The sequence below is a fragment of the Candidatus Villigracilis sp. genome (assembly GCF_057083605.1).
Genome location: NZ_JBXMTI010000149.1, coordinates 20096 through 31485, shown reverse-complemented (window position 1 = coordinate 31485; position 11390 = coordinate 20096). Strand labels below are relative to the sequence as shown.

The following is an 11390-nucleotide window of genomic DNA, read 5'->3' as shown; positions in this document are numbered from 1 at the left end:
TTGTAAGAGCGAGAGCCGGGGCCGGCGCCCCGGCTCTCGCAATTTAAGGAGGTCAAAGAAGCATCGCTTGTCTCATACATCAGTAAACTCTTGAGTGAAAATTGTGGGTAAACAATACACCTCTGGTTTACTAAGTCATGCGATATTACATAGAATGTGCGTTCTATTTTACTACGATTTGTCTGTTAGTTTCAGGTAAAATCCAGTTCATGAACGCCGAAAAAGAATACCTCCCAAAACGCGCGATGAGCATCCACGCGCATCCTGATGATCAGGAATTTACCGTTGCTGGTACGCTTGCCAAATGGGCCAAAGCAGGATGCGAAATTATATCGGTAGTAATTACAAGTGGTGATTCGGGCACGAATGACCCAACAAAGGGCGCAGAGTATAAACCTGAGCTGGCGAAACTCCGCGAAGGTGAACAAACCGCCGCAAACAACGTGATTGGTGTGAAGGAATCCGTTTTCATGCGCCACCCTGATGGTGAGCTGGAGCCAACCATTGCCTTGCGCAAGAAACTCACGCGCATCATCCGCCAGCACAAACCTGATGTGGTCATCATCGGTGATCCACAGGGTGTGTTCTACGGAAACGGCTACATCAATCATCCCGACCATCGAGCCGCTTCGCAAGCAGCCTTGTATGCGGTATTCCCCTCTGCAGAGACAAGGTTGATTTTCACCGACTTGCTTGCCGAAGGGCTTGAGCCGCACAAAGTCAAACGGGTGTACGTTCATGGCGCCGACAAACCCGATACATGGGTGGACATCAGTAAGACGATTGATATCAAGATCAATGCATTGAAACAGCACGTGAGTCAACTTGGCGATTGGGATCCAGATAAGGAAATGCGCGAGTGGGCACAGGAGGCAGGCAAGGAAAAAGAGATTCAATTTGCCGAAGCCTATAAAGTGATGATCAACGTGGAAGAGAAGCCTGAAAATTAATCCATGTCATTTACCAGTTACGATTTCCTGCTTTTCTTCCTGATCGTTTTCATATTGTATTGGACGGTCCGCGAACGCCGCTGGCAAAACTTGATTTTATTTGCATCAAGTTTTGTTTTTTACGGGTGGCTTGTCCCTTGGCATTCGGCGGTTTTGCTTGCCTCCATCATGGTGGATTATTTCCTTGCCTTGGTCATGGTACGCTGGAAGTCAAAGGGCGTGTTTCTGATGTGGCTCGGTATACTATTGAATATTGGGCTGCTGGCTTCTGTAAAATATTATTTCACATTCGATGAGGCCCTTGCCGCATGGGCAGGAAAAATCGGGATTTCGAGCGATATATTTCTTTCTGTGATCATCCTGCCACTGGGGGTCTCATTTTATACGCTGAAAAAAATCAGCTATTTAATCGAAGTGGGAAGAGGCACACTGCAACCCACACGTGATTTCGTAGCCTTTGCAGCGTATGTTTCCTTTTTTCCGCAGGTCTTCTCCGGTCCAATTGACCGCCCACAAAAACTCCTCACGCAATTGGAGGTGCCCCGCGCCTGGAAGCCTTCTCATTTTTATGACGCATGGCAATTGATACTTTTAGGTTTATTCAAGAAGATTGTCATTGCCAATACTGTGAAAGTCTTTGTGGATCAGGTTTTCCTGATGAAGGAACCTTCAAAAATTTTCCTGATCGTAGGCGGGCTTGGATTTACACTTCAAATTCTGGCTGACTTCTCTTCCTACACCGATCTTTCCCGCGGATGCGCCTTTCTGCTAGGATTGCAGACTACTGAAAATTTCAATAAACCATATCTTGCACTTACCCCAGGCGAGTTCTGGAATCGCTGGCATATTTCATTTTCATCCTGGCTGCGGGATTATATTTTCTTTCCACTGCGGCGCATCCTGTTGAGGGCGAAAAGCTTTCCTGAGATGCTGCCGCAGATTATCCCGCCACTGTTTACCATGTTTATCAGCGGATTGTGGCATGGAACCGGTTTGACTTTTATCACGTGGGGACTGTATTATGGAGTGTTAATCGTAATCTATCAGTGGCTCGGTATACGAGGCAACTGGCAACCGACGCATGGAATTCGGCGTTTTCTTGCCTGGCTGGTCATGTTCTTATTGATCGTCTTTGGCTGGATCATTTTCCGCGCTCAATCCATTCCCTGGCTTTGGAACGCGCTTATTTACAGCCCGTTCTATCGCAATCCGCAAGAATTGACGACTTTGTTGGTGCTGTTCATGATGATAGCCTTTTACGCATCCCTTCTCCTTGTAAAGTATGTTCTTGAACACATCTGGCCCAGCCGAGAAAACATTCATGCTCTTTACTACACAGCCGCAACTTTGATGACCCTGATATACATGAACTCATCCTCTCCTGACTTTATTTACTTTCAATTCTGATGAATTCAAAGATTATTTTCACCCGCTATTTACTATTCCTGTGTGGATTTTTACTGGCAGGCGGCTTCTACCTTCCATTTCATTACAATATTCCTTACCCTGCGCCCCTTGCTCCCGAATTCGAGCCAAAGATAAAAAAGGAACATATTAAAGGAATCGAAAACAATCGTGCCGATCTTGTGCTCATAGGAGACTCAGTGCCTAAAGCAGGTGTTGACCCGTCTTTACTCTCAAGCCAGTTGGGGGTACGCGCCTATGCAATTACGGGTCCGGGTACCGGTACCGCTTCCTGGTATTTGGTCATGAAGAATATCGTTTTGGAAGCTGCATACCGCCCAAAATATATCGTTGTATTTTTTCGAAACACCATGTTGACCGTACCGCAGTATCGAACAACAGGCAAATATTTTCCACTCCTGGATGAGTATGCCGCCGACAACGAACCGCTGCTCGTGGAATTGGCGTTTACCAGTCAGATGAATCCAATTGAAAAGTTTTCGAAAGAATATATTCCGTGGTACAGCGCTCGATTGGAAATCCGTGAAGATTTGGATAATCTATTACGCTATCAGCCCTCCTCTTTACTGCTGGGATGCAATCGAGAATGCACAGACTATTCCGTGCGCTCCCTCTTCGGCCTGGAAGTGGATCCTATGGCGTTGAATCAGATGATGGAGGACGCGGCAAAGACCTTGTATGCCCCTGAAGAAATGGATTTCGATAGGCAGGTTGATCAGTCATTCCTCCCCTACATGATTCAACTGGCGCAAGATAATAATCTCAACCTGATTTTTGTCCGCACAAAGATTCTTGGCCCGGAGCCTTTGGCATTAACCGATTACGTTGCATCACTTGACAAATATCTTTTGGAACAGGATCATGTTTTCCTCGTGGATTTTTCCCACGATCCGCGCATCACGAATGAGTTCCAAATTGACTCGCTTCACATGAACCAATATGGAAAGCAGGAATTCACAAAGATCCTTGCGGACGAGTTCCGACCCATTATTGGGAAATAGTGGAGCATAACGAAAGAATAACGCTACCCAATTTCATTTCTGCGAGAAAAACCTTTTCATGGCATTCACAAGTTACGATTTCCTGCTTTTCTTCCTGATCGTCTTTATTTTGTATTGGACAGTCCGCGAGCGCCGCTGGCAGAATTTAATATTGCTGGCAGCCAGTTATTATTTTTATGGCTGGGTGCAGGTTTGGTACGCAATTATGCTGGGCCCCTCTACACTCGCGGATTTTTTCCTCGCGCGCGGTATGGGTGTTTACCCCAACCGCAAGCATCTTTTCATGGGGTTGAGCATTGCCCTAAACTTGGGTGTGCTGGCATTTTTCAAGTATTACGGCTTTTTCAGTGACGACGTTATTATTCTTTTGAACAACATCGGCCTCAACGCCGACCCTCTTCTGGTCACAATCTTATTACCTGCGGGGCTCTCATTTTTCACCCTCAAAAAATTGGGCTATATGATCGATGTCTCGCGCGACATGTTGAAACCCACCCACACCTTCATTGACTTCGCGCTCTATGTTTCATTTTTTCCTCAGATCATCGCGGGACCGATAGAACGTCCGCAAAAATTATTGCCGCAGATAGAATCGCCCCGCACCTGGAGTGCGGATCTTTTCAACAAAGCCTGGCCTTTGCTGGTAACAGGTCTCTTCAAAAAATTGGTCATAGCCAATAGCATCCAAGTCATTGTCAATCGCGGATTTGGTTTTGCAGAACCCTCGGGCTTTTTATTATTAAGCGCCTCGCTCGGATACACCCTGCAGATCCTGGCGGACTTTTCCGCCTACACCGATCTTTCACGCGGGGTCTCGTATTTACTCGGCTTCGATACCTCTGAAAACTTTCGCCGGCCTTATCTATCGCTCACCCCAACTGATTTTTGGAATCGCTGGCATATCACCCTTTCAACCTGGTTGAGAGATTACATCTTCTTTCCCGTACGCCGCGCTTTGCTTCGTTATAAACTCAATGAAAAATTGGCAATGTCAATTCCTCCCCTGGTCACCATGTTCGTCAGCGGGTTGTGGCATGGAGCAGGCCTCAACTTTGTGATCTGGGGTTTGTATTATGGCGTCCTCATTACAATCTACCAACTGGCTGGCATTCGCGGTGATTGGAAACCAAACTCAAAACTAAAATCATTTTTTGCGTGGCTTCTCATGTTTTCGCTCATCGTCTTCGGCTGGGCGATCTTCCGTGCTCCTTCAATGGAATGGCTCATCGACATCTTTCTTAATTCATCGCTCCTGCCAACCCGCAATGAATTCCTCCTCAGCCTGATCACATTGACAATGGCATTGGCTTATTCGCTTCCGCTCTTGATCAAAAATTTAATTGATCGTTACACCCCCGAAGGCTGGGCACATGCTGCATACTATGCAATTGCGATGACTCTTGTGATCGTCTACATCAACTCGGCCAGTTCCGACTTTATCTATTTCCAATTCTAGGATGAACATGCGCCTCTTTCTTAAATTCAGCCTGATCCTCGCCCTCATCCTGATCGCCACCTCGATCATTCTGCCTTCCACCCACGAATTGGATTTTCCTCGTGACCCCGGTCCCACGCTGGATAAACAAGTCCGCCATAATCATTTGGACTATATTGAAGAGAACCATCCGCAGATCGTAATGCTCGGTGACTCCACCCTCGTCCTCGGCATAGATGCAGACGCGCTCGCCGAACAAACGGGCAAGTCCGTTTACAGCATCGGCATCCCTGGCTCCGCTTCAGCATTGTGGTATCTGATCATCAAAAATAACATCGCAGAGTCATCCTACACACCTGAATATGTTCTTGTGGTTTTTCGAGATACCATTCTCACTGCCCCTGGCTACCGGGTACATGGCAGTTATTTTGAACTAGTGGATGAATACGCCGCCCGCAATGAGCCCCTTTTGATTCAAAATTCATTCGTCAACTTGATGAATCCGCTGGAGATCGTGGCAGAGAAATATTTTCCTCTGTATGTGTCGCGCACGGACCTCCGCAACGGAATTGATGCCAGCATCCGTTATCTCGCCCCGCCTCTCTTTGGCTGTGACGAAACCTGCACCGATTATGCGCTCGGTGAAATCTTTTCAGGTGCAGACCTCGAACCTAGAGCCCTCGTTGATGCAGTTGGCGCGGCGGAATCCCTTCTGTATACTCCTGATCAACTGGATTTTGATTCGCAGGTGGGTCGTTCCTTCCTGCCTGAAATGATCCGCATTGCAAATGAAAACAACATCAAACTTGTCTTTGTCCGTATCAAAGTGGAATCGGGGATTGAAAATTCACCAGAGCTTGAAAGTTATCTTGGCGCATTGAATAGTTACATCAAGGATCAAAACGCATCTCTGCTGGACTTTGGAACTGATCCCCGTCTCACACATGATCTCTTCCGAGACTCGATCCACTTAAACGAGCAGGGCAAAATCCTCTTCACAGAACTTGTCGCAGATGGGCTAAAAGAAATATTTACTCAGAAATAGCAAACAGGCGGTGCTTCTGCATCGCCTGTTTGCTAAAAGAACCAATGACCAACCAAAGCCGAAGCCAGCGTCATGCTGATATTATCAATATCCTTATAATACAGTGACTCAACCACCGCTCCTGCAAAAGCGATTCCAGTAATTGGCAGAAGATAATTTGTGAATGCCCCTGCGAACACACCAACAGCCACGAAAATATAAATGATGGCCGCAGACATCAGCCATCCCCCAAGAAAGACGCCGAGCGTCCCCGCAACTGACTTTTCCCTGCTCCACGGCAATTTCGGGGAAACAAAGCGCCGCCCGACAATATCCGCGATGCCGTCGCCGCCGCACATCATCATCAAGGCAATAATGCCAATCGGAGAATCCTTCCAATAGACCAAAGTTAGCGCCACAAACATGATCCCATAATAAAGCGGACCACGCAAAATCTCCTTCGGGTCACCCGTGCGGGACATGGCATCTACTGAGGCTTTGTCTTTGATAACACCCAATCCAATCAGGGCAAATTGAACCGTAATGGCAAACGGAACCAGCGCCGCCAGCCAGCGTGCATCAGGCGTATCACGAAAGAGCAGCCAACACATCACAAACAGCGGACCCGTGCCAATATGAATGACTTTGCGGCTCAGCTTGCTGTCCATCCAGCCGCGATGGGCGATGAAATCCATCGAGCGCAAAAACAATGTGGCGAGAGCAAAGGTAATGATGAGGGCAAAATAGTTATTCAAGGTGAACTCCTGAAGGAATCGATTTGCACAATATACCCATCTTCGGTGAAAAGATATTTTACTTGAATATCTCCATGCTATAATCCGCCATTGTTTTTACCCAATAAACGGAGGTTTTTGTGCGAAACATAATTATGGCAGCCATGCTTGGCTTGAGCTTAATCCTTTCTGCTTGCGGTGCGGACAATTCAAACGGCGCGGCGGATGCGGTGGAAAGTTACATCATCGCCCTTGCTAATAAGGATGAAGCGTCCCTAATCCCCCTCTCCTGCGCGGATTGGGAGGAGAATGCCCGCATCGAACTCGACTCCTTTCAATTGGTTGAGGTGACTGTGAGTGGAATGTCCTGCCAGCAATCTGGAACCGATGGCGATAAGACTCTCGTAGATTGCCAGGGCACGTTACAAATGAGCTATAACGGTGAACCTCAGGAACTGGATCTCTCCACCCGTACGTATGAAGTCGTCAATCAGGGCGGCAACTGGCTGGTCTGCGGCGTCCGATAAAAGTTCAAACCCATCCACAGATTACACAGATTTAGCAGATTTGGTTTTTTTATCTGCGCAATCTGCTAAATCTGCGGATTGCCTCAATATGTCCTACTTAAAAAGACTCTTCTCACGTGAAAATATTCTCGCCTTCTTATTCTGCCTGATCCTGATCGCGCTGGTCATCTTCACCGCAGATAGTAGCCCAACATGGATCTATCAGGGTTTTTAGGATGACGGTTATTCAAATCCTGATCCTTGCCGCCGCCGCACTCTTTTGGGGGACGGTAATGCGTAAACGCGGCAGATCGTGGTTTCTGCTGATTGCAAGTGTCATCGTCATTTTCTGGTTGCAGCCCGCACTGCCCATCCGCGGCTTTGATTTTTGGATTCCAGTCGCAACACTTGTCATTACAATTTTCAGTTGGTACATCACAGCCAATGAAGAGTCACGGCTCAACAGAAAAAATTGGATCGTCATTGCAGTTGTCGTAGGCATCATTCTATTATTAAACTTAACCCGCTTCACGTCACTAGACTCCATTCTCACCGCATCCCGCCCGCCGCAAATCGAAATCACCATTGCGATCCTTTTCATCGCAGGGTTGATCTTCTTCGCCCTCACTCGCCTGACAAAGTTCAATGCTTCACTCTTAACCTTTGGGTTGTTTGCCCTCATCGGACTTTTTCTTGCGATCAAAATCCCCGCCCTAACATACTGGGTTAGTTACGGACTCCGCGCACTGGTCGGTCAATCGCTGACAGAAGTCAACGCTTCGGATTTCCGCTGGCTTGGTTTTTCCTACGTGGCCTTTCGCCTCATGCATACCATCCGCGACCGCCAGATGGGACGTCTTCCATCCGTTGAACTCGGCGAATACATCACCTATGTCATTTTCTTCCCCGCATTCACATCAGGGCCCATTGACCGCGTGGAAAGATTTATCAAAGACCTGCGCCAACCTTTCAATGGTCTCAGCAATGACTACCTGCTGATCGCAGGTCAACGCTTCGTACTTGGCCTGTTCAAGAAATTTGTCGTTGCAGATGCGTTAGCTTTGATCGCTTTGAGCGACACCAACGCACTGCAAGTTAAGTCCACGGGCTGGATGTGGATTCTGCTCTACGCCTATACTTTTCAAATCTATTTCGACTTCAGCGGCTACACAGATATAGCACTTGGCATTGCCCGCTTTCTCGGAATTAATCTGCCTGAGAACTTCGCCTCCCCGTATCTAAAACCCAACTTAACTCAGTTCTGGAACAACTGGCATATGACGCTCACGCAGTGGTTCCGCGCTTATTTCTTTAATCCCGTCACACGCTGGCTCAGATCATGGTCAAAACCAATCCCCATGACGATGATGATCCTGCTGACGCAAGTCGCCACTATGTTGTTGATCGGCTTCTGGCACGGCGTTACCTGGAACTTCACCATCTGGGGTCTCTGGCATGGGCTTGGTTTGTTCATCCACAACCGCTGGAATGATTTCACCAAAGCCCGAACTGCGGCATGGGCAATTACGCCAACTCGTCAGGCTGTGCTAAATGTCAGCGGTGTTTTGTTCACTTTTCATTTTGTTGCAGTCGGTTGGATTTTCTTTGCTTTGTCTTCGCCTGTCACGTCATGGCTGGTCATTTTGAAATTGTTTGGAGTTATTTGATGTCATCCTTAAGTACTGCGACATTTATGTCGCGCCTTTTTGCTTGCGAGATAAATTTCGCAGTACTAGATATATGAACCAGAAAACCAAACCTCTCAATATCCTCCTCAAAGGATTGCTACTATTTATCATCTTCAACATCGTGTTCGCTGCGTGGCAGCCGAGGCTGGGACGATTTTCCTTATACAATTCTGTCTTTCCAGGAAGAGAACGTTTGCCTTTTGGAGAGAATCCCGCGCAAGCATACAACCTGAGCCTGTTTGATCTGGATGCCATGTTTGCATCTCACTTAATTGCTGGCAAAGAAAAAGCTCGGGATGAATATCGCGTGATCGTGATCGGGGATTCGTCTGTTTGGGGAACCTTGCTCAAGCCAGAGGAAACGATTGTTGGTCAATTGAATGTGGTTAATTTTTTGGCCTGTGGGAAGAATGTCCGTGCGTATAATTTGGGGTATCCAACCATTTCATTGACGAAGGATGTCATGCTCCTCTCGCGTGGAATGGAATATAACCCTGACCTTGTGATCTGGATGACAACATTGGAGGCTTTTCCCATCGAGAAGCAGGCTGCTTCGCCGCTGGCCGCCAATAACGAGGAAACGCTTCATAGTTTGGCAGGCAGTTATCAGCTTAAGATCGAGGCGAATGATTCCGCCACACAGAAAACTTTTTGGGAAGATACGATCATCGGCAATCAACGCGCGCTGGCGGATTTAATCCGCTTGCAAATTTATGGCGTGATGTGGGCCGCGACGGGCATTGACCAGATTTATCCCGAAAATTATGAGCACGCACAAACGGACCTTGAAGCCGACCAAAGTTTTCATGATTTCCAACCGCCCATTTTGGATGAAAATCAACTGGCGGTGAATGCGTTGGAAGCGGGATACCGCGTGACGGCTGAAACCCCGATGATCCTGGTAAATGAGCCCATGTTAATAAGTTCGGGAACCAACAGCGATATCCGCTATAATTTTTTCTATCCGCGCTGGGCGTATGACCAGTATCGTGAAATGATGTTTACGATCAGCGAGCAGAATAACTGGGATTACATTGATCTATGGGACGTCATCCCTGCGAGCGAGTTTACCAACAGCGCAATCCATCTCACGCCTGCTGGAGAAAGATTGTTGGCAGAGGAGCTTGCGCCGTATATTATTGAGAGTTGTAAATAATCAATTTGTGTCACCCTGAGCGGTAGCGAAGGGTTTCTTAGATAATCCTCGAGATGCTTCGCTACGCTCAGCATGACACATTCCAAGACAGGAGTTTGGATGCTTAAGGTACGTTACGTTTTTCTATTTTTGATCGTCACAATATTAACTTCTTGCACAGGCACACCGGAAACACCACAGCCTGAAAACGCGTCGACTGAAGTTACAGTTGTTGCAACTGAAATTGCAACTCGGGCAGCAGAGGCATCAGGTCAACCAACCGCCACGCCTCGCGCAACGTTGGCAGCAGATGAATGGAAGACACTGCCGATTGTTCCAACAGTAAGTGATACTGCTCGCACCATCTATCAACGCGGACTTGAGATGGGGAATGATCCCAATGCATTCTCCAAAGTTGGTGATTGCCAGACCAACACCGATTTCTATCTTGTGGACTTCGATCATCCCAAACAATACAGCCTCGGCGGGGACTACGCTTATTTACAGGAAACCATTGATTATTATCAGGGTTCTTTCTCTCGCACCAGCCTCGCCATGCGCGATGGATATAATGTTGCCGCCATTCTCACTCCCTTGCGCGCAGATCCAAAGAAATGCGAGAAAGGCGAAACTCCTGTTGCTTGCGAATACCGACTGTATAATCCGAGTGTGGCGTTGATCAGCCTCGAAACCAATTTCAACAACCGTCCCGCCGACGATTACGGCGAATATATGCGTCAGATCGTTGAATACACCATTGAACAGGGCGTGGTTCCCATCCTTGCCACCAAGGCGGATAATAAAGAAGGCGACAACAGCATCAATGCCGAGATCGCCGAGATAGCTGTTGAATACGATATCCCGTTATGGAATTTCTGGGCAGCGGTTCAGCCGTTGCCCAATTACGGCTTCGATGCCCAATTGAATGACGGCTTCCATCTTTCCTTTGCGCGCAACTTCTTCGACCAGCCCAAAAACATGCTCAGTGCCTGGCCCTGGCGTAATCTCACTGCATTGCAGGCTTTGGATGCGGTGCGTGAAGGATTGAATCGGTAGTTGTTCAACTCGGTGGTTGAGTAGCCGCGCGTGCTCTTCGCGGGGCGTATCGAAACCACCAATGAATGAAGAAATCTTTGTAAACAAAATTATTTCTAATAATTGTTGGTTTCGATACGGGGCGGACAAACATCGCCCCTACTCAACCAACGGAATATATAAAAAGGAAAACCAATGACAACCGAAACTATCACCACCCTTGCAAAATTTATCGCAGAAAAAATTCTCAAGCAGCCCAACAAGGCTATTCAGCCTGATGAGGCCCTCATTTCCAGCGGACTGATCGATTCATTCAGCCTGATGGACCTGGCATTATTCGTCGAAGATACTTTCAACGTCCGTGTGGAAGATACGGAATTGAATGCACAGACTTTCGACAACCTGACCCAGCTTGCAGCGTTGATCTCCTCCCGCCAACAATAATTAATCCGCAGAT

Annotated in this window: 12 protein-coding genes; 11 read left to right on the top strand and 1 reads right to left on the bottom strand. The window is 47.6% G+C overall.

The window, feature by feature from the left end; genetic code table 11:
- Nucleotides 1–209: 209 nt before the first annotated feature.
- From AC14M5_RS21915 to AC14M5_RS21895, 5 genes are read left to right on the top strand one after another with little or no spacing between them, the layout of a single operon-like run.
- Nucleotides 210–950, top strand: a complete 741-nt coding sequence (locus tag AC14M5_RS21915; protein WP_484031851.1) for a PIG-L deacetylase family protein — start codon at nt 210–212, stop codon at nt 948–950.
- A gap of 3 nt (nt 951–953) precedes the next feature.
- On the top strand, nt 954–2357 hold the full coding sequence (locus AC14M5_RS21910) for an MBOAT family O-acyltransferase (protein WP_484031850.1): 1404 nt from the start codon (nt 954–956) through the stop codon (nt 2355–2357).
- On the top strand, nt 2357–3376 hold the full coding sequence (locus AC14M5_RS21905; RefSeq protein ID WP_484031849.1) for a hypothetical protein: 1020 nt from the start codon (nt 2357–2359) through the stop codon (nt 3374–3376). Before AC14M5_RS21910 ends, AC14M5_RS21905 begins: the two co-directional genes overlap by 1 nt.
- Before the next feature lie 58 nt (nt 3377–3434).
- On the top strand, nt 3435–4832 hold the full coding sequence (locus tag AC14M5_RS21900; protein WP_484031848.1) for an MBOAT family O-acyltransferase: 1398 nt from the start codon (nt 3435–3437) through the stop codon (nt 4830–4832).
- 7 nt (nt 4833–4839) lie between these two features.
- The gene (locus tag AC14M5_RS21895; RefSeq protein ID WP_484031847.1) at nt 4840–5856 is read left to right on the top strand and encodes a hypothetical protein; all 1017 of its coding nucleotides are present in this window, start codon (nt 4840–4842) and stop codon (nt 5854–5856) included.
- Nucleotides 5857–5888: 32 nt separating this feature from the next.
- Here the strand turns inward: AC14M5_RS21895 and AC14M5_RS21890 are convergent, their stop codons facing one another.
- Complete coding sequence (locus AC14M5_RS21890) at nt 5889–6590, bottom strand: diacylglycerol/polyprenol kinase family protein (RefSeq protein WP_484031846.1); 702 nt, start codon at nt 6588–6590, stop codon at nt 5889–5891.
- Between the two features lie 119 nt (nt 6591–6709).
- Between AC14M5_RS21890 and AC14M5_RS21885 the strand changes: the two genes are divergently transcribed.
- From AC14M5_RS21885 to AC14M5_RS21860, 6 genes are all read left to right on the top strand, one after another.
- The gene (locus tag AC14M5_RS21885; RefSeq protein WP_484031845.1) at nt 6710–7096 is read left to right on the top strand and encodes a hypothetical protein; all 387 of its coding nucleotides are present in this window, start codon (nt 6710–6712) and stop codon (nt 7094–7096) included.
- 88 nt (nt 7097–7184) lie between these two features.
- On the top strand, nt 7185–7310 hold the full coding sequence (locus AC14M5_RS21880) for a hypothetical protein (protein ID WP_484031844.1): 126 nt from the start codon (nt 7185–7187) through the stop codon (nt 7308–7310).
- Between the two features lies 1 nt (nt 7311).
- On the top strand, nt 7312–8742 hold the full coding sequence (locus tag AC14M5_RS21875) for an MBOAT family O-acyltransferase (RefSeq protein WP_484031843.1): 1431 nt from the start codon (nt 7312–7314) through the stop codon (nt 8740–8742).
- A gap of 73 nt (nt 8743–8815) precedes the next feature.
- Nucleotides 8816–9919 carry a hypothetical protein gene (locus AC14M5_RS21870; RefSeq protein ID WP_484031842.1) on the top strand — a complete coding sequence of 368 codons (1104 nt, stop codon included), beginning with the start codon at nt 8816–8818 and terminating at the stop codon, nt 9917–9919.
- A gap of 99 nt (nt 9920–10018) precedes the next feature.
- Nucleotides 10019–10954 carry a hypothetical protein gene (locus AC14M5_RS21865; RefSeq protein WP_484031841.1) on the top strand — a complete coding sequence of 312 codons (936 nt, stop codon included), beginning with the start codon at nt 10019–10021 and terminating at the stop codon, nt 10952–10954.
- Between the two features lie 174 nt (nt 10955–11128).
- Nucleotides 11129–11377, top strand: coding sequence for an acyl carrier protein (locus tag AC14M5_RS21860; protein WP_484031840.1), 249 nt, complete (start codon nt 11129–11131; stop codon nt 11375–11377).
- The last annotated feature ends 13 nt before the right edge of the window (nt 11378–11390 follow it).

What these genes read in the sequence shown, in the direction of transcription:
- AC14M5_RS21915 (WP_484031851.1), top strand. Translation starts at nt 210, where the DNA reads ATGAACGCCGAAAAAGAATACCTCCCAAAACGCGCGATGAGCATCCAC.
- AC14M5_RS21910 (WP_484031850.1), top strand. Translation starts at nt 954, where the DNA reads ATGTCATTTACCAGTTACGATTTCCTGCTTTTCTTCCTGATCGTTTTC.
- AC14M5_RS21905 (WP_484031849.1), top strand. Translation starts at nt 2,357, where the DNA reads ATGAATTCAAAGATTATTTTCACCCGCTATTTACTATTCCTGTGTGGA.
- AC14M5_RS21900 (WP_484031848.1), top strand. Translation starts at nt 3,435, where the DNA reads ATGGCATTCACAAGTTACGATTTCCTGCTTTTCTTCCTGATCGTCTTT.
- AC14M5_RS21895 (WP_484031847.1), top strand. Translation starts at nt 4,840, where the DNA reads ATGCGCCTCTTTCTTAAATTCAGCCTGATCCTCGCCCTCATCCTGATC.
- AC14M5_RS21880 (WP_484031844.1), top strand. Translation starts at nt 7,185, where the DNA reads ATGTCCTACTTAAAAAGACTCTTCTCACGTGAAAATATTCTCGCCTTC.
- AC14M5_RS21875 (WP_484031843.1), top strand. Translation starts at nt 7,312, where the DNA reads ATGACGGTTATTCAAATCCTGATCCTTGCCGCCGCCGCACTCTTTTGG.
- AC14M5_RS21870 (WP_484031842.1), top strand. Translation starts at nt 8,816, where the DNA reads ATGAACCAGAAAACCAAACCTCTCAATATCCTCCTCAAAGGATTGCTA.
- AC14M5_RS21865 (WP_484031841.1), top strand. Translation starts at nt 10,019, where the DNA reads ATGCTTAAGGTACGTTACGTTTTTCTATTTTTGATCGTCACAATATTA.
- AC14M5_RS21860 (WP_484031840.1), top strand. Translation starts at nt 11,129, where the DNA reads ATGACAACCGAAACTATCACCACCCTTGCAAAATTTATCGCAGAAAAA.